Genomic DNA, 24,475 nt, shown 5'->3' with positions numbered 1-24,475 from the left:
GGCATCACACCCGCCCAGAAACTGAAGACGGCCGCGTGAGTTCTACGGATGCACCCCGTTAAGAATGGGGGGTTACCCCCGGTGCGGTCTTCGCGCGTTCCGCGTCCTACACGGCCACTATCCCCATGTTTTCGCACGCCGTTTCCGTCCGCTTGTTGACCTATTGTTGACCCGCGGTTTGGACAGCAAAAAGCCCCACCGAATGGCGGGGCGCAAGCCGTTGATCTGAATAGAGGAATTTGGTTGCGGGGGCAGGCACAGGCTTGAACCGAACGGAGGCGGTACTCTAGGAGCACCCTATGCAGGCACTCGACTTGAACCGTTCACTCCTTGAAAAAACTTTCCTTCGTGGGCAGACCCTATAGCGCAAGCAAAAAGTCCCGCGGAACTTCTCTCACCTTTCCAGAACACGGTCGCATCGCCACTTTCCAGATGGAGAGTTTCATTTGACCACAACATAGACCTCACCTGGCGCCTTTTCGCCGTAAAGCGTTGCTTCCCGTTTCGTCTTCCAGGCCCTCATGCGGCTTTGTGTCCCAGCCCTAATGGTCGGCGCGAAGTTGGAGATTACCGTGCCGCTCTTCGTGAGACTATTACCCCAGATTCCGAAGCGAGCGTCTACGATTTTGAGGAACAGAGTACTCATTACCCAGAACTCGACCGCGGAGTTCGCAGACCACATCTTTTCGAACCAATGCTGCGCCCAAAAGTCGCGATCGTAGGCAAATCGCGCCGACCTCGCGGCGCTTCCGACCATGCCCTTCAATCCCTGGAAGCCTGCAAGGATCGCATCGGAAGCAGCAGTCTGAAGCCCGAAACCGACAACGGTCAGAGCGCGGGCGATCACGGCGGGCTCCGGGCCTGCGAGGCGCTTGCGAACATAACTTTCTATAAGCCCGGCCTTCCCGGCCAGCAGCGCTGCAAGAACCTCTTGAGCGATTTGGTGGTCATTCACCGCATCGTCCAATCGCCGCATTCTAAGATTGTCCAGAAGCTCCCCGTCGGCACTTTCCCAAACACAGTTGACTTCAAGCGGCAGGCTCAGCACATCGGACACCAAGATCACGACGGGCTGCCGCCCCGAAAAACGTTCAAACAGTTGACATGCAAGCACCATGTCGTGGTGCGACAGAGATTGTGCAAGTCTCAACGCGAAGTTTTGCACGCGAACCAGTTTTCGGTCGCCAAGCTTGAGAAGCTCTCCACCTAAAGCGGCACATCGGTCGGGCGATGCCGACACAAAGGCATCGACCGCTGCTTGACCCACGTCCTCGATGATGAGCCAAGCATCCTGCCGAGTAAGCGCCGCCGCAAACTTGTCGAATGCGTCCCATCTCTGGCGCTGGCGGGTTTCGAAGTCCTCCGGCGTTTCGGACAGTTGCTTGAAGAATGCGTCGGGCCCAAGGAGATCCCGCGGCTCTGCTAGTGACAAGATCGGCAAGCCGGAGGTGCCAGTCTTTTGCGTGTGTTGCTCGACGCGCGGGGGGGAGAAGGGAAAGTCGGCCTCCAGCGCTTTGCCTACGGCTGCGGCAAGAAACTTTGCGATGGCAGCGTAGCTCTGCGCGCCGAGCACTTCAGCCGCTTTGCCGTACAGACGTGGTGTGATCCTGGCCAATGCCTCCTCCACACCGATCAACCCGCACTCTGCCGCATTTATGACGATGAGCGAACCATACCAGATCTCCGAATTGCTTTCCGTTCGATCGAGCGGGGCGGCACTCCACCCGTTGGCAACGATCTTTGCACTCACGTCCGTAGATTTCGCTGCGGCGATCAGGCTCATGGCCAAGGCGCGCACAGTCGATCGGTCATGACCCGCAAATTCGCTGACAAGCTCCCAACCACTTGGGGTCACCTCCGTGCCCGAACTCATGGCAAAGAGCAGCACCGAAAGGGCCCGATTGTCCTCACCGGATTGCTTGGCCAGATCCAACGCACTTTCGAGGCGTGCCGGTGTTGCCTTCTTGAAAACCCGGGCCAGAGAGAGCAAAGGCGCGCCGTGTGACTGCAAGCCCATTAGAATGTCGAGTTGATCGTCGCCATCCAAATGGGGGAAGGCTGCCTGCAAAGCTCCCTGCGCAGTAATCCAATCCTCTTCGGTGTTGTTCGACGCCAGCCCCTGCGGCGAGCAGAGCCTGTTCGCGACATCGACGAGGCTACTGACGGCCTCTTGGTCCAGCGCTGCGGAATGTCTTTCGAGCGAATAGACGCCCCGCATGAGTTCGGAAGCCCCGCGCTCCACAATCGACCGCGCGATCTTGCGCTGGGTCTCGATGGCCACGTCTGGCAAGAAGCGAGCCATCCCGGGAAGCGCCTCTTTCACGAAATGGTCGTCACTCCCCATCGAAAGGTGGCGAGAGACGTCCTCGACATTGACCTGCGCAAAGTTCTGTCCTGTAGCGTCTATGTTTTCAGGCTTGGTCGATGCCGGATCGCATGGGTCGCTGGCGCAATAGGTTTCGACCAGCCGCCAACTCGTCGGCCCGTTCCAGTTCTTCGCAAGTTGCAGGACCAGTCGCTCTGCGCGTTCGGCGTCCTCGGGCGTGCCGATGGCACGCAGGACTTGGACAAGCGCCCATTGGCCGGTTCGCGACGTGTTGCCCTGCGTCAGGAAACAGGATGTCTCATGAAGTCGCGACTGCATCTCTTGCCAATCGCGACGATTGAAACGGACCAGCGCCAGGTACTCGTCGTATGGCGCAAATGGGCGGTGGTTGAGGGCGCAGGATAGACTGCAAGCGACCAACGGCTCTGCAAAGGGCGCCAGCGGCATACCCGCCAAGAGTTCGAAGGCATTTCGCCAGAGCAGGGACAGGTCAGTGTCCTTGCTCTCTCGCATGTTCTTGTCAAGAAACTGCCGCTCGTCCGCAGACAGGTCGGCCATCCGTTGCGCCAGGTCCCGCGTCTTCCGCGCTAATTCCTCAGCGATCTTTTCGGAGGTATCCTGGCCCGGACCGCGTATCATCCCAACCTTCGGGTCAAGCGAATAGGTCCGGAGCCACGTTGAGACATGGTCGCTGATGATCTGCCAGCACTCGGGTTTCTGTCGGCAATCACGAAGGGCCAACAACAGCCAATCGTGGTTCGTCGCGTGACGGGCGTTCGTCGCGAGGTCGAGCAAGGCCCACATCGCCGCATCAGTCGCATGGCGCGCGACACCGACGAAAGCCGGGTAGATGTCCTCGCTGATGTTTTGAAGCCGCAAGAAGCCACCGATCAACGCTCGCCGGATCGTCAAAGAACACTTTTCATCGACGGCAGAAACCATCAACCCTGAGAAGACCGCATCCGCCGTCTTGTCGAGCGCCCGGATCGGGTCAAGCAGCGTCTCCAGGGCTTCATCGACATTGCGGGCATTGCGTTCGGCCTTCTGCAAGGCTCGGATTATCGCGAGACCAAGGGCCAAGGACAGCCCGTCATCGGAAATCGCATAGAGCGTCGGATCCTCTGGAACCGGACGGAAGAAGCGTTCCGCAGTGACCGCCAGAAGCGCCGCGCTCAATGTCTGCCCGCCCAGGTTAGAGCTTCGGTCGAAGATCAGAAGGTCTTCGCTATTCTGCGCCGTCACACGGTCGATGATCGTCTGGGCGTGTTCGGCCAAACGGCGGGTGAACTCTATCGGCGGCTCTGGCGCATTGCCGTCGCGGTCGCCGGCACGGATATGCTCGAAAAGAAGGCGCGCAACGCTCAGCTCGTCAAAATCGTGGATCTCTTGCCTGGCCATCAGGTCGAAAGCGATCCCCAATATCCGCGGGTTCCGAAGCTGGCTCAGCACGGTCGGCTTGATCGTCCGGACGTCTGTGTCCTTGATGGCGAGGATTTCTCTCAGCTCATCGTCCGTCCATTCAGGGACCGAGACCGTCACGACTGGGGACTTTAGGGCAATGCGGACCCGCTCATCAAAATAATGCGCACGAGAGGTGACGATCAGCGCACCACCTAGCTTTTCGACTTCGATAGCGGCGCGCTCAAGCCAGCGGGTCCATTCGAACTCGGGCTTCTGGTTCAACCCGTCAACGCAAAGTACAAATCGGGGCCCGGCCTCCCTTGGCCGCTCTGCCCATTGCTTCAACCTCCGTTCCCACCGCTTCCGATTTGCTTCGCCGTCAAAATGGTCGGCTTGTTGGATCAGTTTCGAGATGAGGAAAGACTGAAAGGTGTGGTAGGCCTCGGCCTGCTTGAGGTCAACCGCCGGCATAAAGACCAGAAGAGGCCGGTCGGCTAGTTGAAGCCAGCTTTGCGCAACCAGCCAGGATTTTCCGTGGCCCTCGCCTCCGGCGACAGCGAGAATCTCTCCCGAACGACTATTGGTCAGGTGTTGCTGGACGTCAGCCACCAGGGCGGAACGGGACCGAATCGGCAGAGGTCCGGCCGCCTTGGGGGTCAACGCTTGGCCAAACGCTGCTTTGGCAAGGCGCGGCTCGGAGAAAATGGCCTCCATCAGCTTCACATTTTCTACCCTTGCGTTGGACAGGGCAACTGAGGGGTCCCGCAATGTGCGGACAATATCTTCTGCGGCCAATTTGAATGCTTCGGCCCCGCGGATTGCAGACAGCGCCTCGATCGCTTTTCTGACACAATCATGGTCTTGGATGTTCGCATGCAGAAAGGCCGCAGTCACTTCATGTGCGAGGGCACACGCCGCCGCGAGAGGCGGGATTTCGGATGTCCGCGGCCAGTCCAGAATAAGCGTACCGATTCCGACTTGGGAGGTGGCTGCGTGAACCGTGTCCAGCATCTGCGCGCCAGCCCCCACTGTGGCGGCCAACACCCAGAGGTCCGGCATAGCGGTGCTGGCAATCAATTGGGTAATCTTGGCATGGATATCTGCCGGACTGAGCGGCGTATCGTAGCGTTTCCCCTCGAATGCGATCAGGTAATCCGTAGCCGCGAACAGCGTGCCATCCTTGCCATTTTGTGTGCCGGAGCTGGAAAGCCGAAAATTCTGCCCCACAATCTTGCTGAGAACCGTGGCAACAAGCCCCTCGAAACCGCTGGCCCCTGTCGCCTGAAGCTGCAAGAGCGCTGAACGCAAGGCGTCCAGCGGAAGACGCTTTGCATCCTCTGCTGGACCAGCAACAAAGGTGGGGCTTGCTTCAGATTGCAATCGTTTCAATGGCTCTCGAACCCATGGTCGGCAGGCAGAATCCCGTCAATCGGCCTCTGGTCGAGAATGTAGCCCTCGCTCTCCCATGTCCAGACGGATCGCCATGTGGGAAGCCCAAACATCCTGGCGGCCCAAGCGGACACACGCTTTCCTCAAAGGAAACTTCCGCTTCGCACTTGATGCCGGTCATTCCAGGACGGTCCAGCCGATCCCCACAGCCGCCATTTGTTCGAACGCACCGTACCGACTGATGTTGGGAGCGCGGCTTTCGGTGCAAAAAACATCTATTGTGACGGCGCTTGGTCGCGCCGACATGAATTGAGATAGCAGGTAGACAAGCTACTGATCGGTCCGCGTCAGTTCAATGACGTCCCCGCAAACTCGCGTTTCGCTTGACTGCGCGGGTGATCGTTTGCACATCAGAGGAATGACAGCGGCAGAAACCAGCACAAACACTGAGCATGGCTCGAGTCCGGCTTCACGCGGCGCGGCGGGCGCCTATATTGAAGGTGAGATCGGGGCTCTATATCTGCTCGCGCTCTTGACCGGCAACCGTGCCCCGGGGCTGCCGTCCGCGCGCATCACAAGCGTGCGCTTCCAAGGCGTCGAGCAAGGGTTCAAACTCGACGACCTCATCATCAGGGGCGTTGGCGCAAGTGGTGATGCGCTACTCGAGATCCAGTCGAAACGTGATATCCAGTTCTCTCCGAAGGATCCGGTCTACAGGGATGTCGCACAGCAGATTGCCCGCAGCACGATCGGAGACGTGCCGGCGGAGCGTCATCTGTTTGGGATTGCCACGCAGCGGACCAGCCGCAAGATATCGGGTGCGTATCAGGAAGTGCTGGGCTGGGCGCGCAGCGCGGCCACAGCGGACGAGTTTTTCACCCGTCTGACGGCCAAAGGCGTGGCGAATCCTGACATGCGCAAGTTCGTCGAGACGACGCGTGAGCATCTTGTCGCAGGCGACGTCGTCGATGAAGATGAGACGATCTGGCGACTGCTGCGCCGGATTCTGATCCTCGAGTTCGATTTCGAGGCGAGCGCGCCGATCGCTCGCACCTATGGCCTCGCGCTCGCGCGAATGGCGCTGGTGGACGAGCAGGTCGCGCGCGCCGAAGCACTGTGGAGCCGCCTCGTCGATCTCTCGATACAGACCGGCACGCGGGGCGGCGAGATCGATACCGCTGCACTTAAGGCGAACCTCGCCGAGGCTGATTTCAAGCTTGCCGACGAACGCGAATACGGCTCGGCCCGCCTGCGGCTCGCCGAGCTCGCGCGGAACACGCTCTCTCATATCGGGACGAGCGTCGCGAGTGTGACGCTGCCGCGGTTGGCGGCGGTCGCGGCGCTCGACGGTGCGGTCGAGAAACAGCGCTTCATCGTCGTGCGCGGCGATGCCGGCGTCGGCAAATCCTGGGTGCTGCGCCACTATGCCGAGCGTGTCGCCGCGCGTGCCCCGATCATCGTCCTCGACAGTGAGGCGACGCCGCCGGGCGGATGGCTGTATTTGGCGAACGCGCTCGGCATTCCCGGATCGGCGGCCGCCTTCCTTACCGATCTGGCGGCGAGCGGTGGCGCGTACGTCTTCATCGACGGCATCGACATGGTCGACGATGCGGGGCGACAGCGCACGATCAGCGAGCTGCTGCGGGCAGCCTGCGCCATTCCCGGCTTCACCGTGGTCGCGACTGCGCGGCGGACCGGCGCCAGCGCCGCCATTCCATGGCTCGACGACCGGATCTCGACTGCCGTGGGTGGGATTCACTTGGTCGAGGTCGGGGCGCTGTCGGACGAGGAAGTCGCGATCTTGGTCGACCAGGCGCCCGAGCTGCGGATTCTGCTCAACGCAAGCCATCCCGCGGCGCAACTCGCGCGCAACCTCTACCGTTTGTCGCGACTGCTGCGCGAACCGAGCGCCGCATCGGTGCGGACTGAGGCCGGGCTCGCGCAGCTTTGGTGGATCAGCGCCGATGCCGCACCGACGGCCGAAGTCCGGGCAGCGCAGCGAATCCTCAAGGCGCTGGCGACCGCCGCGCTCAAGGGCGAGGCAGGAATTGATCTCGACGAGGATTCGCCTGCGCGCGACCATCTGCTCGGTGCCCAGTCGCTCCGCGAGGTCCGGCCCGACCGGCTCGATTTCAATCACGACGTGCTGCGCGACTGGGCAATCGGGAATTACATCGCCGAAGACCCGTCTCGCCTGTCAGGGTTCGATCTGGACGGCTCCGTGCCGCCGCGTGTCGCCCGCGGTATCGAGATCGCCGCGCGGATCGTGCTCGAGACGGGCAAGGATGCGAGCGCCTGGCTCGACTTGCTCACGCACCTGTCGCCTCCGAACGCGCACGGTTCGTGGCGTCGACACGCAATACTCGCGCTGGTCAGGTCCGAAATCGCGATCGATCTGCTCGAAAAGTCGAGCGCCTCGCTCCTCGCCGAGGGCGGCTCACTCTTGACCGAACTGTCAACGACGATCGTTGCGGTCGAGACGCAGGCGACAACGGACATAATGACGTTGCCTGATGGATCAAGGGCTGACCTGCCGCGCTCATACCGGACAGACGTGACGGGATCGTCGACCGTGGTGCTGCGCTGGGTACATGACCATGCCGCCGAGGTGCCAATGTCGGCGATCAGCGCGGTGGTCGAACTGGTCGAGATTCAGATCTTCATCCTCAAGATGATCCCTTCGCTCGCCAAGCGAACATCCCGGCTGCTGTTCGACTGGCTGTACCAGCTCGATCTGCGCGACACGCCGGTCACGATTCCCGGGATGGAGGGTCGCTCGCGCTGGGCGAGCGACGCGCGGCGGCAGACGATCGACAAGCTCCGACTGATGGGGATGCTGCTCGGGTCGTATGTGCCCGATGCGCTCAAGGCCTATCTCACCGCGATCACGGGCGACGGCGACCATCACAAGATGAAGGACCTGCGCCAGTTCTCGAGCGTGATCGCTCCCGTCGCGCCGGCCGAACTGGCGGCGATGGTCCAGGCGAGCCTGGTCGAGAAGAAGCAAGGGGGGCACTGGCGGGAGCGGCTGATGGAGCGCGCGTTCAGCTTTGCCGATAGCGATTATTTGCCGCCATCGCCCGCGCAGCCGCCGTTTCTAGACCTGCTGAACGCGGCGCCGACCGAGGGACTGGCGTTGATCCGGTGGCTGGTCGATGAGGCAATCGCCTTTCATACCGACGGGCGCGAGCCTGGCGAAGACGGCATCACAGTCGACTTTGGCGAGGGGCCGCGCTTCTTCCCCTGGGGCTGGACCTATGGCTGGTCGCGGGGCAACGGTGACGAATATGCGGCCGCTTCCGGGCTGCTCGCGCTCGAGGCATGGAGCCAGAAGCGGCTCGATGACGGCGAATCTGTCGAGGCCGTGCTTGCCGACATATTGGGCCCAGAGGGCAGCGCGGCTGCATATCTCCTCATCGCGATCGACGTGCTGCTGTCGCACGGCAATGTCGCGCGCGTAGCGCTTGTGCCGTTCCTCGCGAGCCCGCAGCTCCTTGCCAAGGATCGCAACCGGCAGATCGATGACAAGTTGGGGTCGGGGCTGGACAGGCTGGGGCCGAAGAATGAGCCCAAGGGTCCGGTGCGCATGGCGGATCTGAAAGCACGACCCTCGCGCAGCTATTCACTGATGGATGCCTTACCGAACTTTCTGGCCGACGAGCCCGTCGGCAATGCGTTGCGGACAAAGCTCGCGGCGGTGGTCGTTACACTCGACCCGTATACCGAGCACGCGACGTTGAGCGACGCTGAGTTCGCTGGCCGCTATGCACTCAACGTCCTCACTCGGGCGAACTGGTTCAAGCGGGAGGATGGCAATCTCGAATACCGGTCGCCGCTGGACGAGGCCGCGCATTGCGCGTCACTCGGAGCCATGCGCGATGTGTCGGCGCGCGCGATGGATATGGAGGCGCGCATTTCATTGGCGGTCAACGGCGGCGAGTATGCGACGGCCGACACCGCGCGCGACGCTGTAGCCTATGCCGAGGGCGGCGTGCCCGGTGGAAGCGATACCGATGTGCTCCAGTCACGCGCTACGCGGCTGATCACGACCGCGCTGCTCGTCGCACGCGACGGCGACGATGCACTGCTGGCAGCACACGAAGCCTGGGTGCGGGAAGTGATCGGGATCACGCTCGAAGAGAACCCCAATCGAGACGGCAGCGCGCGCGACACGCTACGCTACAACAGCCCGGCGATTGCGATCCTCGCGCTTATTCATCTCTGGGCGCGGCTGAGGAAAACCGCCGATCGCGATGCGCTTGTCGCGCTTGCTACACGGCAGGACAGGGCGGCAGTCCCCGCGTTAGCGGCGGCTGTCCAACGCATCCTGGAGATCGAGCCGCGTCTCTTCAAAGCGATGATGCGGGCGGCCTATGCCAGCATGACGTGGCGCCGGAAGGGCCGGGAACCGGAAGACGAGGCGCTGCAGGCGGCTTTCCAAGGGGAGCGTGCGGCCTGGACCGACGCGGCGGTGAAGGCCGAACTGGCCTGGCTTGATGACGACGCGGAACCGAACTGGCCTGCTTGGCCCGACGAGCGACCGAATCTGCGCCGGGCAGGCAGGGTTCGGGTGCCGGGATCAGTCACACTTGCAAAGCTCGATGCCGATGATGCGCCGAAGACGGTGGTCGACGCTTCGCCAGGGATCCTTCACGTTAGTCATCGGGCGGCGGCCCAATGGTTGGCGATAATTCAATCGGCGCCTGAGGGATCGATCGGTTGGCAGCAGGAGATCGTCTCGGCCTATGCTGAGTGGACCGGGCGAATGAATGGGCTGGGCTATGCTGCCGACGCCGAGATCAGCCGCGAGCCTACCGACTGGAATTCACATTTTTATGCCTTCTATGCCGAGCGGCTGCTCGAAGGAGACGATGAGGCCTTTGTGGCAGATCTGCCATTCGTGACCGACCTGCCGGACGGGCCGTTCGGTGAGGTCGCGCAGACGGTGCAGCATGTCGCTGACGTACTCTACTTCAACCACGCCAGCCGCGCGCCTGCTCGACCGGTGTCGCTGCGCGAAAAGCTTGTAACGCGGCTGATGGCGCTCAGCCGGTGGCAGAGCGTCCGCGACCCGGGCGAACCTCGAATAGACTTGGATAGTGGTGGCGTCATCGCGAAATTGCTGTTCAACACCTATGGTCCGATCACCGGGACGCACAGCTATCTGCCGCCGGCCGTTTTCGACCGGGTTGATCCGTTCCTGCCCGTGCTCCGTCCGATGTTGCCCGGGGGGCCCACGGTGTTCGTCGCGCGCTGCACCATGAACCTTCTGCTGGTGGCGCCGCGCTCGCGCCATGTCGGGTTCCTGCTTGACGCAGTCGAAGCCTGGTTCAGCCGCACGACGTCATCGGAGCTGTGGATTGCGGCGGGCGTCGGTCGCCTAGTCGTACAATGGTTTGAGGCGTGTGTCGTAGAAGACCCGGGATTGCTCGCGCCAGCTTATCCGGCGCGAGCACGGATCGATCGGGCGCTGGGGCGATTGATCGCGGTTGGAGTCGCCGAAGCGTATGATCTGGAGCAGAGCGTCATGGCGGCGGCCGAACTCCCAGCGGTCGCGCGCATCCGTAGCACGCCGAACTGAGCCCTGGGTGGGGCGCTCCCCGCAGTGGGGAGCTATGGCAAGACCGTCGGGCCTGCAACGCTGAGCCGGTCCATCCCTTCCCGAATCGGCTGGGGCACCTAGCAGCGTACCAACATCGAGTTGGAGTCGGGTGACCAAGTCCACTAAGGTCGATTGGGCAACGAAAGCTGCCAGTATCCTCTAGGCCCCCAAAGCGGCCGTCCGTCGAAACTGCAGCGAACGACGATAATCCGCCCTTAGTGTCACTTTATGCGACCGCACGGCTTCTGAGGTCCGCCACCGCTTCGAGGATCATGACATGTATCCGGCCTCAGTTGCGGCCATTTCCATGCCGCGGGCCCGTATGGTGTTCGCGGATCAGGCCCCAAATCAACGCCGCGTGCTCGAAGGCACTTTGTTGCGCCCTGGTTCCTCTGATCCCGTTTCACGACCGTTGCGCCAAACTTCTCCTTGCCCTCTTCCGCTCCGACGTCCTCGCGACCAACGGACGGCTTACGCCGCTGCGGTCGGAGATTGGTAGGCGCCGCCCCGGGCCATCAGGGCCCAGACGATCCGCGCCATCTTGTTCGCCAGCGCCACGCTCACCAGCATCGGCGGCTTGAGCATCAGACCCCCCGAAGCCATGTGTCCGGTCAAGCCGCGGCATGGACGTGCCGCTTGATGATGACGCTGTTGGCGCCGATGATCAGCAGTCGTCGCAGCGACCGCTCGCACATCTTCGTCGTGGCACCGAGCCGCTGTTTGCCGCCGGTCGAATGCTGCCGTGGCACCAGACCCAGCCAGGCCGCAAAGTCGCGTGCCTTGCGGAACATCTCGGGCGGCGGGGCTAGGACCGCGATCGCCGTAGCGATCAGGGGGCCGATGCCGGGCACCGTCATCAACCGCCGGGCAACCTCGTTCTCCTTGGCGCGCCGAGTGATATCGGCGTCGAGCTTGTCGATCTCCGTTTCCAGATGGGTGAGGGTCCCGACCAGCACCTTCGACGTGGCAATGGCATCGGCGGGCAGGCCGCTGCCCGGGTCCTCGACGATAACGATCAGTCGGGCAGCGTTGGCCGCCCCCCCCCCCCCGCGGCACGATCTGGCCGAACTCCCCCAGATGGCCGCGCAGCGCATTGATCGCCTGCGTCCGCTGCCGGATCAGTAATTCGCGGACGCGAAAGACCATCGCAGCCCCTTGCGTCTCTTCGCTCTTCACGGGCACGATGCGCATCGTCGGCCTCTGCGCTGCTTCGCAGATCGCCTCAGCGGCAGCGGCGTCGTTCTTCTGGCGCTTCACGTAGGCGGGCGGGATCAAACGCACCTCATGGCCCAGCTTCCCGATCTCTCGGCCCCAGAAGTGGGCGCCGCCACAGGCTTCCATCGACACGACGGCAACTGCCAGAAGAAGGCCATAACCTACTCCCGTCTCAGCTTCTTGCGCAGAACGGCCCGGCCCGAGGCATCTTCCCCATGTGCCCGAAACACATTCTTCGCCAGGTCGAGCCCGACCGTGATAATCTTCGACATGACCCTGCTCCTTTCTGGATCATTGCAGACCCTCCTTGGCACATCGATGCCGTCGGGGGGCGGTCACATCATCAACGCTAGGTGAATTCCTCACGCGATTTGTGCAAGAGAGCTCCTTTGGTTATTAGTGTCCGTCGGATTCGTCGTTATCATATAAGTCAAATTCGTCTAAACTATATTTATCCCTATCGATTAGATAATCAGTTTCCAGCTCGACCTCGGTGTTGCCAAACAGTTCTGTCGGCAATGCCGGATACAGACGTATAAGAGGATGTTTCCGGTCAGCATTTTTTGCCATGCCGTATTTGACACAAAGGTCATTAAATTCAGGCGTCGTAAACTTACTCAGAAAATTCAAAACTAAAAATGTTGACTCATGCATCGAAAGTTGAGCGCGAAGAAACTTGAAATAGAATCGCTTTTGCTCGGCAGGGATTTCTGCGTTTTCTATGAATCTCATTGTCGTGTAGAGTGTCCGAAAATATCTGCCGACGTCATCGCCATTCACCGCAAAAAAATTATCATATGCGGCAACAATGGCGTTGATTTTCTCTTCCTGACTCAAACGGTCGCCTTGCTGAGCGCTTTCGTCACCATTTTTCTCAGTTTTCCCTATTAACGCTTCAAAATCTCGCCGCAGTATCGACAGGTAGTTTTCGAAAGATGCGCGGCCTTGCGATATAGTATTAAGATTTTGCGCTAATTTATCAGAAGCAGAACTAGATGACGAAGTTTGTCCGGAACCGCTGGATTTGTTTTTTATATATTTATCAGAGGCTTCTACGGATTCCGCGATTGAATTGAATGCCGTGAAAAGCTGGAAGAAGGTGGTCTCAAACCTTTGCAGTCTAGAGTTTAAGTGCTGATCTTTGAGGATTTCGCGGGTGTTATCTCGATCTTCTTTGGCAACCTTAAGTTCCTCGCGTTGCATCGCTACGCTCCAAGCAACTCCTAATAGCGCAAAAGCCGAAAATAGCGAATTTGCAGCACCAAATGCATCACCGAAGATGCCTCGCGACTGGAGCGACGAGATACCTAAAAAAAAGTTGGCCACCCATAGACCAATACATATCCAAGCAGTGTAACGTATCCAATCAGGCAATCTCAAAAAGCTTCCATAGATCGATCGATCTACCTTTTCAGTTTGCTGTGCGTGTTGTGAGGGGCCATCGGGGGGGGAGTCATGTTTGGTGTCCTCGCACTAAAATTCAATGAGTAATTCTTATAATATTCTTCAGCGGTGAGAAAGAATAACATACGAACTATCGACGTCCAGTAGGTAACCTGCGAAGCTTCCAGATGAGACAGCCTCATGTGTCCAGTAGCTGACGCCTTTTGTATATTGAAAGCTATTTCAGGGCAGTGCTTTGGCGTCTTTTTCGCGTTTTATCATATGCACAACACTTGTCAGAGTTAAGTAAAGAGTGAATTTTATACACTTCCCTTTGGATACTTGCAATATCCTTCGAAAAATAGATAGACGCAGCGGACAGTTTATACCATCCGTTGGACACGCTCTTTGACATAGTCCGCACAAGGAGTATTCGGTCGGTTTGAAATGTCTGACTCGCCTAATGGAAGGCGTGGTATTCGAAAATGCAGCGAACTTCTGCTTTCCGCCCATATCGAACGAAGACACTACGCCTCTGAACTTGTTAAAGATTCAGCCGAAAGGCGGTGAGAACTATGAGCGGTGCATCGTTCTAGACAACGGCTTCCTGATCGGCGCCTCTCATCGCCCGCGGATGGTACCACGACTAGTCTATCTTTCTTGACCTGCGTGCCAGGTCGTCGCGGGTCACACGGATCTCCTCCTCGACCTGAGCGCCTCGGTAAACATAAGAAGTCTCGTGGCGGGCATATTGACCCTCGCGATCGGCACTCAGCCAGTTGAAGGAGCCGACGCAGAGGATGTCGTCGTCGATGGCGACGATTTTGCTGTGCAGCTTCTTCAACTGGGAGAGTTTGACTCCGATGGCATCGAGCGCCGAGGCGGCTTCGTCAATGAACGAGAGGCCAGAGGGGCCTAAGGCTTCGTTCAACAGGGGATCGGCATAGACCTCGATAACGGCGCCACGCTTAACAGCCGAGTGCATCGCTTCCAGAATCCCGGTCCGTTCCATGGTCCGAAGCTTGATCCAAGGGCTGACGATCAGGAAACGCCGCCCTTCGCCCGCGAGGGTTTGCAGAAGGAACGCGTCGTGCTCAGTGGCGTCTCTGAGGCTTTGCAACTGGTCGTCGCGTTCTTGCAAGTCTGGGCGGACTACCTGCGGCGGGTCCAACTCTTGCCCCGGTCGGTCGAGAAAAGCCGACAGAAGCGCCCTTGGGGAACCCGGGATGGCCGATGCCATCAGGTCCATGTCGCCAAACACCAGGAGACTGTCCTTGGCACGTGAGACGGTCACGTTCAGCATCGAGGGGGAAGCATCGATGAAGCCCCCGTCTGCATGTTTGGAATAGACCGGCGAGAAGATCACCACGGGACGCTCGGCGCCTTGCAACGCATGAACCGTGCCGATCGTGATCCCCTCCCGCCCCGTCACGGTGATCTCCTTTGCGGCGCAAGCCGCTTTAAGGGCCCGAGCCTGGGCGCCGAAGGGGGTGACAATGCCGATGATCTGTTCGATGGGGCGGTTGTACTTCTCCTCAAGCTTCGCCCGCTTCTCGTCGATCCAAGCCGCGATGGTCTGTGCCTCCGTCGGGTTCACGCGGCTGTTCCCGGCCCGGATGGCACGACCGTCGACATGGGCATAGCCCATAGCTGGAAGGAGCGCGTCGGCGGGGGCCGCTCCGCGCCTCGGCCGCAACTTGCCCTGATAGCAAAGCGCATTGCTGTAGCCGATGATCTCGTCGTGGCACCGCCGGTGATCGAAAAGCCACAGCCCCGGAGCCAGATCCGGATAGGGCGAGATGCGGCAAGCATTCTGCGCCAGACGCATGGCACTGCCAGAAGTGGTGCAGATGCCGGAGGGCTCGATTTTCTCCATGCCGTCAGACAGCGCCAAGAGTCCTGCCTCGCGCAGGTTACCTACATCGACAGCCAGGGGAACCGTGGAGATCGGCGCGATCTGGCGCGTATCGCCTATCATGAGGGCACGCTTGGCTAGGGCGAGAGAAGCTCCTGCGACCTCGGGCAGAACCTGGCCCGCCTCGTCGATTATGAGCAGGTCGACGAAGTCGTACAGGTAGTCGGTCGCCCATTTGCCGCCGTCACGCCGACTGACAGCCAGCTTCGGAGGAAGACTTGCAAAAGTCGCCACCGCGCAGGGCGTGAGCATCATTCGACGCTGCCAGCGCGGAACGACGCTGCTCCGCCCCGTCTTGGTCGCCGAGGCAGTGATCCCTGACAGATCTGCCTCCATCGCCATCAACCAGCGCCCCTCCCAGTAATGGGTAGCCAGCAGGAAGAGATCAAACCGCATGCCACAGTCGAGGCGGTCTTCAAGGTCATCGGGACCTCCGAAAGTGGCAAGAGCCGCCTCAGATGCGTGGGCTGCCGCCATGCCTTCCGCACGAAGGCCCCTGATCCGTTGCTCCCACTGCTCGGCTTTCCCTTTGCGGTCATGGGCACGGGCCAATTGCGTTGCCAGGGCCTGGTCGATCTCGGCTAGCGTCCGACAAGCCTCCAACCCGGCGAGGCCTTCAACTGCCATCCTCGCCCTAAGGAGCCGCTTACGGGCGACGGATGGCAGGAAGGAGAAGAAGGCCGTCAGGGCGGATTCTGCCGCCATGTGCCTGTCATAGGTCTTGCGCAGGGCACGCAGGCTCTCGACCTCAGCCGCGGCTTGGGTACTCTGGGTTGTAGCCTCGGTCTCGGCGGTTTCCGGATCGGGCCGCAGTCCATCCAGCGCCAATTCGGCCTCGGTCAACCGAATGCGTGCGCGGTCGGCAGCGGATAGCTTGGCCACTTCGCGTTGCAAGGTGGTGTGCAGGGCGGCAACGGCTTCGGCGACCTCGCCCTGCAATCCTGGAAATGCCAACCGGGCGGCTGTCAGCCAAGCCTCCTTGGCGGCCCGAAAACCATCGACTGTCTCCATTCGGACCTGGAAGTCCTCGGTCTGGTACTTTTCTGCCGCTTCCTGCCTGCGCGTATTGGCGGGAAGGTAGATGCCGAAGCTTTCGACGCCGGGGAGCCAACGCCCGGCAAAGGGCCCCTCACCCTTGCCGAAATCTTTCCCGAAGGCGTCGATGATATTGGTGACGGCCTGATTGTTGGAGGATGCCGCCACGATGATCGGCGGGTCGCCGCCTTTCAGCGCCGCCGAGACCCACAGCCCTGCCACCGCCGACAGCAGCATCGTCGTCTTGCCCGTCCCCGGAGGTCCGTTGACCGCGATCACCTCTCCTGGCCCCGCAGCATCGAGGCAGGCGAGAACCTGGCGTTGCTCGGTCGCCAAAGGGAAATGTGGGTTCGAGTGGCCAAGCCTTCGCGCCAAGTCCTGCTCGACACCTTGATCGAACAGCCTGCCCGTGGATGGCGAAATCATTTGGGACAAGAGGGGCGACTTGTGATTGTCCGCGATCAGCTTGTCATACAGGTCGAGGATGTTGCGGATCGTGGCTGCCCCGTCCTGCGCCACCTCGATCAGCCCATACTTCGCATGCCGATAGTTCGCGTCTCCCTCGGGCCATCCTTTTGAGACCGCGTCCAGCATCTTGCGGCAATGCGCCAGATAGGCCTGCCAATCGCCTGGATTGGGCAAGCGCAGCGGCTCGGTCGTCAGGAAGTCATCGAGGTCGGCGACAGCACCGATCGAGAAATCGTCCGACGGCAGGGGAGTGAGGAGATCCCGAGCCACGGTGTTGCGCTGAGGCAGGATCAGCCCTTTCCGATCAACGAAAGCCTCTGTGACGACCGGCGCAACGAGGTCAGGCAACCCATCCCCCTGCCCCGCGCCATGGGACACCTGTCGCGCCGTCACCAAGGGCCAAAAGCGGACGGTCACTGTCTTCGCACGTGGCTCGTCCTTGAACAGCTTATCAACGGCCTCCGAAGGCAGCTTGCCCGTCCGAAGCGTCTCAGAGGCAACTTCGATAAACCGGGTCCGTTCCCGCTGCTTGAGCTTGCCCTCGCCGAGTGCCCCATCGGCAAGGGAGGTTCGCCAGTAGCGCAAAACGGATGAGAAGTCTTTGCTCAAGAACACAAATCCAAATTCAAATTCAACCCAGAGGAGGGAGAGACGGGATCACAACAATCTCACTTAGGTGACGCAGCAAGGCAAGTCTTGAAGCGATTATTCGGACGCACCATAAAGCGGCCGAAACAGCCGGCTTCAACTCGAACCCACCCCGCGCTCCACGGTGACGCTGTGGTCCACAAAAGATAAATGCCATGCCGAAACAAGCCCCAACCTCTAACCCAACCAGAATTTAGAGTGAACATTTGCGCTGCGAGAAATGAAAACCTCCACTGATTCGATACAAAGCAGGATATGGCGAAGGCCTTTCGTCGCGCTTCTTTCGCTACTTCTTCCAGCAAGGCTTGGTATGGCCGCAACCGATGTGCGTATCAGACGGTCACATTTAAAGGGCTAGCCACTCCAAGGGCTGGCGAAGGGCTGGCGAAGGGCTGGCGAAGGGCTGGCGAAGGGCTGGCGAAGGGCTGGCGAAGGGCTGGCGAAGCCGTATCGGCAGAAGCCTCTCTGTCAATGGTCAACTGCACCCCGATCAGAGCCGATTGCAACTTTCAGGTACGGCTGCTGCACAGGACCATGGACATGGGGAGACAACATTGAGCGAACAGGATTAGGACAGGCAATATCCGGCCCCCGCTCCTTCCCCCCGGCATGCGGGGGAAGGCCCATCCTGCCTGATCCGTATCCACGCGATGCCCTTTATCGGTGGCCAGCCGCTTCCCCGCAGGCTCTTATCCTGCCCCCAATGCAGCTGCTGCTGCACTAGGTCCCCGATCTGTCACCCTGACCTAGTCCGCAGGTTCACCAGCCGGTGGGTTTCATCGTCGCGTTTCTGCGCCAGTCCAGAAGGGGTCGAGTTGGCGCGGAGTGGGGTAGTTCCCGGATCATCTCCGCACAAGAACGGCGTGCGGCTGCCGTGGCGACCATCTTTGCGTGTCTTAGGCCCTCGCTGGCGAATGGTCGGGCGAAACCCCGAGCGGCCTCACCGTCCGCCCTGCTGACCGATCCTGGCCAACTCGTGGTTTTCGGTGATGGCACCCACGAACAATCTGCCTTTTGCCACCACCACCAATTCAGCTGTTCAGCGTGCGCTGCCGTTTCCAGACGGGCATGCAGTTTCAGCTTTGGTTTGTGGGGCGATTTGCATCCGCTCAAAGGGCCACGGCCTAGCCCTGACTGATGCTGGCATCGCCTGTCCAAGTGGTGGGATTGCAAAAAATCTGGCACTCACTACACTATATATTGTGGCTTACCTCCACACATGCGCAGAAATGCTGCATCAAGAGGGCCACGCGAACTGGGCCACTTGCACGCAGCGCCTTAAACAGAAGGGTGTGAGCATGGCCGAACCGAGAGAAAAGATGAGCAACGCTGGGGCGGATCCCGGAAGTGAATCGCCCGCAATCTTTGCCAGCGTCGACCGCGTCAACTGGACCGCAAACTGGGTGGTCGCTGACCATGATCTTCGCAATGGTGCCCTTAGCGACGAAGAGATTAATGCAATCGCTCAGGAATTCGACTTCTCACCGGCAGAGCTCCGGAGCCTTTCCGTAAGTCTCGCAAGTGCTCTCTATACGATTCCGGCAACGATGCGCGGCATCGCTTATGAGGAGTCCACCACGAAGGGCGCTAAAGCTGTCAGATCAGCGAGATCGCAAGTTTCCAGCGTCAAGAAGAAACTAGTGGCTGCGGCAGAGACGATCCGAAACCTTACGGCATTCCATGGTGTTCCAGTCGAGCAGAGACAGCTTGTGAAGGACGCCAAGACCCGGATTCCGCCGATCATCGAGGCCATCGATGAACTGGATTCCGCACTCAAGGCTATCCAAGAGATTGAAGGCCTCGCTGTCCTTCGCACATTTGTTGACCAGCGGCAGATCCCCGATGAGCGGCGCATTTCGGTCATGACAGCGATATTCGATTTCTGGCACTCACAGGGCCGCAAGGTCACTTATACCACCGACCCGCTGAACTCCGAACGGCGCGGAAGGATTTTCGCGTTCGTCAACGCCGTCGTAGGCAGCGTCACTGAACCGAAAAGCACCTTCGGTACGGAGGCAATCGTCGGAGATATTCGCAAGTGGAAGTCAACGCAGACGGAACGCGCGAAAGGCTTTAGTGGGTTCGTGGAGCAAATGCAGCGGCGGCACAACACTTAGACTCCCTGCCTAAGCTTGGCCATGTTTACCCCATGTCCGCCAAGCACCCTCAGCCAGCAACGAAGATTGCCGCCGCACAAGAAGTGGACTCGGCGGTCTTTGCATTGGCGCGGCTGCTTGGGCGGCAGATGGCGAGGGAGCGCTCAACCTTGGGAAAGGAGCAAAAAAATGACGAGCACCAAAGGACCGATGACTGACGGCAACGGGGGCCTGCTGACGATTCGTGAGGTTGCGGCTTTGGACCGCTGCTCGGAGAAGACGGTTCGGCGCGCGATCACGGCGGGGTTGCTCTCGGCGCTGCGGGTTGGCCCTGGCGAGCGTCTTCTGCGAGTGACGAAGGAGGCGCATGCGGCCTATCGGAAGGCGCAGCGCCTCTGACACTGCCTGTACACTTATGTCCATATAAATCAGATATTTGAGGTATTGTCGGGAATACTACAGCACCCTTAGTTTTTCATTTTTGGTGTTATAGTCATCCCGAATCGGATATCCTGTCCGCAGGTGTCCACCCGAGACCACTCGTGCCCTTACGGAGAATTCCCGATGCCTAAGATCAATGCCGCGGTGTTGGAGAAGGCCTTTGTGCCCGCAGGAACGCCGACCCTTGGCGCTGTTGTGGGACAAATCGAGGCTCACTCAGATCTCACACCGACTCGGCGGCGCGACATCCTCTCTGGCCTTCGGCGTTTGGCGAAGGCCCTGAATCGCACACTGGAAGAGATCCCGGCGCACCCTGCATGGCTGCAAAAGCGGATCGAAAAGATTGCACCGGGAGCAATCGGAATTTCTCAAAAGACGTTGTCGAACGCCTTGTCTGACGCCCGTGCCGGACTCGTGCTCTGTGGGATCGTCGAAGGACGGACCAAGAAGCGCGACGCGATGGATGCTCGCTGGCAGCCCCTCTGGGCGGCTGTCCTTGCCACCCATGATCGCAGCCTGCACGGCCTTTCTCGGTTCATTCGCTTCCTCAACCGGCTCGGTATCGCTCCAGATGCTGTCCGTGATGAACACGCGGAGGCGTATCTCGAAGGCCTGCGGGTAAACGAGATCGGCAAAGACCCGGTGATCGCCTATCGAGCGGCGGTCAATATGTGGAACCTTGCCCAGTCCCGAGTTCCGGATTGGCCGACCCAACGATTGACACTCCCAAGCCGGTCCAAAAAGTTCGCCTTGGATCTGGCAGCATTTCCCGAGACCTTCCAACTGGACCTGGAACGTTTTGAGCAAAGCTTGACGGCGCCTGATCCTTTCGACGCGCTTGCCCGTTCAGCACCTCTTCGGTCCGCTTCTGTCGGGGTCTACCGTCAGCGCCTTCTGCGCTTTGCTTCTATCCTCGTTCACTCTGGCCTCAAGTCCGAAGATTTGCCGAACATCGGAAGCGTCACAACGCCCAAGAATGTCGAACGGGGCCTCCGTTGGATGCTGGAGCGGAACCAGAACAAACTGACGCGGGAAGTTTCCGAGATGGCGGGCCTGCTCGCAAATATCTCCAAACGCTTCGTGCATGTGAGCCAAAACGATCAGGCAACAATCGAGCGGTTACGTGATCGAGTCCTTGTGAAGCCGCAGAGTGGGATGACCGACAAGAACCGCGACCGCCTCCGTCCTCTGGAAGACCAAGACAAGGTGCGCGCGCTTCTGCGTCTTCCAGAGGCACTTTTCGCGAAGACGTCTGGCGACACGAGCTACAATGCGAACCTAGCGCGGGAAGATGCGGTCGCGATCGCCATCTTTCTGCACTGCCCCATTCGGCGCGGGAATGCCGTGAGCATCCACCTCGAAGAGAACCTTCATCGCTTCGGCAAGGGTCGCGCCTTCCTGCTGTTTGAGGCTGATCAAGTAAAGAACTCGGAGCGGATCGAGTTCGAGTTACCGGCATCTGTGATCTCTTTGATCGAGCAACACCTTGCCCTTCGTACGCCACAACTCTGCGATCCGGGCAATCCTTGGCTGTTCCCAATGCGAGCGGGGAAAGCCCCTATGGATGCGACCCAATTCTCTTCGCGGATCAAAGCGCGGATCTTCAAGGAGTTGGGCATCGAGGTGAACGCGCATTTGTTCCGCCATATCGCTGCAAAGCTGTTTCTGACGGCGCGCCCTGGCCAATATGAGGCACTTCGCCGTCTTCTGGGGCACAAGGCCCTGACGCAGACGATCAATGCCTATGCCGGGTTCGAGGCAGGAACGGCAACCAGACTCTTTGCCGAGGTCATTGCGGAGGCGAAGCGCTGATGGTGCGTCGGGTTTCTTTGGCTTTTGCAGACTGGCCTGAGTCTGACCGGCAAATGTGGCTCGGGCTCACGGCGGATGGCGGACCGCTGGACGATCGCGGCGGTTTGGCGCATCTGCGGGCGACGACCTGCGCCGGGCTGCGGGCGGGGTATGAACGTTGGCTGGATTGGGTGCTCAAGCGTTACCCGGAGGCGCGGCACGAGGCACCAGCCGAGCGTGCGACGGCTGTTCGCCTCTATGACTGGCTGAAAGATCTGTCGGGCCTTGCACCCATGTCCCGACATACGCTGATCCAGCGGACTGTCATCGTTCTCAGCGCTGCGGATCCGCGCCAGGATTGGTCCCTGCAACGACGCATCGTCAATCGGACCGAGCGGACCGCCCGCCATACGGTGTCCAAACGCAAGATCGGGCGGATCTTGCCGAGCCAGGATCTCTTGGCGGCAGGGGAGCGTTTGGTAACAGAAATTGCGGCGGCTGCACCAACAGCGCTTTCGGAAGCCTTGAGCATCCGGAATGGCGCCATGGTGGGTTTGCTCGCCCAGCTGCCCATGCGGCGACGCTCGTTTACAGAACTCAACCTCGGCCAGTCGGTCATCGTGTCGCCCACACAGATCCATATCTATCTTTCGCCGGATATGACGAAGAACGGCCTTCCTTGGGAGGCGCCGGTCCCTGAGGCGGGCGACGTCCTCTTAAGACGCTATGTCGAACATATCCGGCCTTGGCTCATGGCGCGGCGAGGTCAAAAGCACCATGATAGGCTGTGGGTCGATCGCTGTGGGTATCCGCTTGGAACCCAAGGCATCATGGAAGCTGTGGTAGCTGCAACATTTAAGACGGTCGGCGTCCGTGTTTCCCCTCACCTATTCCGGGACGCTGCGGCCACGACGTTGTCGCGGCTGTCACCGGAGAACGCCCGATTGATCCGCCCGCTGCTTGCACATTCTGGTTTCGGGACGGCGGAGCGGCATTACATTCAGGCACAGGGAATCGAGACGGGCCGGGACTATGCTGCCGTCTTGGCCGAGTTGATGGAGGACAAATGATGCGCGCCGCGATCTATGCCCAGTTTTCCTCTCAGATGCAGCGGGAGGCCTCGATCGAGGACCAGGTGCGTTTGTGCCGTGAGCGCATCACTCGGGAGGGCTTGGACGAGGGCCCGATCTTTTCGGATCGCGGCATCAGTGGGGCCTCGATGGCGAGGCCGGGGTTGCAGGACCTGCTGGCGGCGGCGCAGGCGGGGCGGTTCAAGGTGCTGGTCTGCGAGGCGCTGGACCGGTTGAGCCGCGACCAAGCGGATGTGGCGACGATCTACAAGCGCCTGACCTTCGCAGGAGTGGCGATTGTCACCTTGGCGGAGGGAGAGATTACCGAGCTCCATGTCGGTCTCAAGGGCACAATGAACCAGCTCTTCCTCAAAGACCTGGCGGACAAAACTCGGCGCGGCTTGCGGGGCCGTGTCGAGGCGGGGATGTCCGGTGGTGGCAACTCCTATGGCTACAACGTGGTTCGCCGAATGAATGCAGATGGCTCCGTCTCGACAGGCGAGCGTGAGATCAACGCGGACGAGGCTGATGTCATTCGCCGTATCTTCAAGGACTTTGCTCGGGGCGTTTCCCCGAAGGCCATCGCCAAAGCGCTGAACGCCGAGAGCGTGCTCGGCCCCCGGGGCGAACTGTGGCGCGACACGGCGATCCGGGGGCATCGCCAGCGGGGCACGGGCTTCCTCAACAATGAACTCTACATCGGGCGCCTGGTGTGGAACCGGCTGCGCTATGTGAAGGATCCCATGACGGGGCGGCGGGTGTCCCGGATCAACGCGTCGAATGAGTGGGTGACCTCCGAGGTGCCGGAACTCCGGATCGTCGATGACGCTCTCTGGGAGGCGGTGAAGACGCGTCAGGGTGAGATCGATGCCGATCCCCGGGTGAAGGCGATCAAGGCCACGAAGTTCTGGGAGGAGAAGCGGCCCGTTCATCTGCTGACCGGGCTCTTGGTTTGCGGCTGTTGCGGGGGCAGCTTCGCGACGGTGGGGAGGGACTATATGGCCTGCTCGGCGGCGCGGAAGCTGAACACCTGCACGCAAACGAAGTCTGTGCGACGTGCTCCGCTCGAAGAGGCGGTTTTCACAATGCTGCGCGACCGATTGATGCAGCCGGATGCGGTGGCTGAGTTCGTGGCTGCCTATACCCGTGAGATCAATAACGCCCGCGGCGAGGAACAGGCCGAACGGACGAAGATCGAGGCGGAGCGCAAGGCGGTTGCCCGCAAGCTAGAGGGCCTCTACGACGCCATTGCCGAAGGCCTGCGGACGCCTTGGGCTCAAGGAGCGGTTGGAAGGGCTGGAAGGCCGCCTCAAGGAGCTGGATGCGGCCTTGGAGGCCCCTGCCCCGTCGCCTGTGCGGTTTCACCCGGGATTGGCGGAGGCCTATCGCAAGCGGGTTGCCGAGTTGGGCGAAGCGCTCAAGGATCCCGAGCTGCGGGTCGAGGCCTTGGAGATCATCCGCGGCTTGATCACGCGTGTGACGGTGACAGCGAAGGAGGATGGCGTAGTCCTGGGCATGGAAGGCACTCTGTCTGCCTTGATCGGGCTGGGCCAAGGAGCGAGTGGGGCCAATGCCAAAAGCCACCCGAAGGTGGCTTTGTCTGGGTGTTCTATTGAAGTGGTTGCGGGGGCAGGATTTGAACCTGCGGCCTTCAGGTTATGAGCCTGACGAGCTACCGGGCTGCTCCACCCCGCG

At 60.4% G+C, this 24,475-nt stretch carries 9 protein-coding genes, 1 tRNA gene and 1 pseudogene; 6 read left to right on the top strand and 5 right to left on the bottom strand.

Translation table 11 applies throughout. The features are described 5' to 3' along the window. Nucleotides 1-442: 442 nt before the first annotated feature. Nucleotides 443-5,116, bottom strand: coding sequence for a hypothetical protein (locus tag NX862_RS19075; RefSeq protein WP_264495523.1), 4,674 nt, complete (start codon nt 5,114-5,116; stop codon nt 443-445). 418 nt (nt 5,117-5,534) lie between these two features. On the opposite strand from NX862_RS19075, the gene NX862_RS19070 reads away from it, so the two are divergent. Next, the gene (locus tag NX862_RS19070; RefSeq protein ID WP_264495522.1) at nt 5,535-10,697 is read left to right on the top strand and encodes an ATP-binding protein; all 5,163 of its coding nucleotides are present in this window, start codon (nt 5,535-5,537) and stop codon (nt 10,695-10,697) included. Between the two features lie 492 nt (nt 10,698-11,189). Here NX862_RS19070 and NX862_RS19065 read toward each other — a convergent pair. The 3 genes and pseudogenes from NX862_RS19065 to NX862_RS19055 form a co-directional block, all read right to left on the bottom strand. Beyond that, nucleotides 11,190-12,205: pseudogene (locus NX862_RS19065) on the bottom strand (IS110 family RNA-guided transposase). A gap of 124 nt (nt 12,206-12,329) precedes the next feature. Next, nucleotides 12,330-13,259, bottom strand: a complete 930-nt coding sequence (locus NX862_RS19060) for a putative phage abortive infection protein (protein ID WP_264495521.1) — start codon at nt 13,257-13,259, stop codon at nt 12,330-12,332. Nucleotides 13,260-13,962: 703 nt separating this feature from the next. Then, nucleotides 13,963-17,343: an AAA domain-containing protein gene (locus NX862_RS19055; RefSeq protein WP_264495520.1), complete on the bottom strand. Its 3,381-nt coding sequence runs from the start codon at nt 17,341-17,343 to the stop codon at nt 13,963-13,965. A 1,028-nt stretch (nt 17,344-18,371) separates the two neighbouring features. Here NX862_RS19055 and NX862_RS19050 point away from each other — a divergent pair. The 5 genes from NX862_RS19050 to NX862_RS19030 all read left to right on the top strand — a co-directional run bounded on the left by NX862_RS19050 (nt 18,372) and on the right by NX862_RS19030 (nt 24,396). Beyond that, nucleotides 18,372-19,499, top strand: coding sequence for a hypothetical protein (locus NX862_RS19050; protein ID WP_264495519.1), 1,128 nt, complete (start codon nt 18,372-18,374; stop codon nt 19,497-19,499). A 168-nt stretch (nt 19,500-19,667) separates the two neighbouring features. Next, nucleotides 19,668-19,877, top strand: coding sequence for a helix-turn-helix domain-containing protein (locus NX862_RS19045; RefSeq protein WP_264495518.1), 210 nt, complete (start codon nt 19,668-19,670; stop codon nt 19,875-19,877). Nucleotides 19,878-20,042: 165 nt separating this feature from the next. Then, nucleotides 20,043-21,731, top strand: a complete 1,689-nt coding sequence (locus NX862_RS19040; protein ID WP_264495517.1) for a tyrosine-type recombinase/integrase — start codon at nt 20,043-20,045, stop codon at nt 21,729-21,731. Between the two features lie 53 nt (nt 21,732-21,784). Further along, nucleotides 21,785-22,780, top strand: a complete 996-nt coding sequence (locus NX862_RS19035) for a tyrosine-type recombinase/integrase (protein ID WP_264495516.1) — start codon at nt 21,785-21,787, stop codon at nt 22,778-22,780. Then, nucleotides 22,780-24,396, top strand: a complete 1,617-nt coding sequence (locus NX862_RS19030) for a recombinase family protein (protein ID WP_264495515.1) — start codon at nt 22,780-22,782, stop codon at nt 24,394-24,396. The genes NX862_RS19035 and NX862_RS19030 overlap by 1 nt, the downstream gene beginning before the upstream one ends. Before the next feature lie 2 nt (nt 24,397-24,398). Here NX862_RS19030 and NX862_RS19025 read toward each other — a convergent pair. Further along, nucleotides 24,399-24,475: transfer RNA gene (locus tag NX862_RS19025), tRNA-Met, on the bottom strand.

The sequence above is a fragment of the Stagnihabitans lacustris genome (assembly GCF_025950525.1).
Taxonomy (GTDB): Bacteria; Pseudomonadota; Alphaproteobacteria; order Rhodobacterales; family Rhodobacteraceae; genus Stagnihabitans.
Note: the sequence above shows the minus strand (reverse complement) of the source record. Positions and strands in the feature narration are given on the sequence as shown.

Coding starts and splice junctions, on each gene's coding strand:
- NX862_RS19070 (WP_264495522.1), top strand. CDS start 5,535: ATGACAGCGGCAGAAACCAGCACAAACACTGAGCATGGCTCGAGTCCG.
- NX862_RS19050 (WP_264495519.1), top strand. CDS start 18,372: ATGGCACCCACGAACAATCTGCCTTTTGCCACCACCACCAATTCAGCT.
- NX862_RS19045 (WP_264495518.1), top strand. CDS start 19,668: ATGACGAGCACCAAAGGACCGATGACTGACGGCAACGGGGGCCTGCTG.
- NX862_RS19040 (WP_264495517.1), top strand. CDS start 20,043: ATGCCTAAGATCAATGCCGCGGTGTTGGAGAAGGCCTTTGTGCCCGCA.
- NX862_RS19035 (WP_264495516.1), top strand. CDS start 21,785: ATGTGGCTCGGGCTCACGGCGGATGGCGGACCGCTGGACGATCGCGGC.
- NX862_RS19030 (WP_264495515.1), top strand. CDS start 22,780: ATGCGCGCCGCGATCTATGCCCAGTTTTCCTCTCAGATGCAGCGGGAG.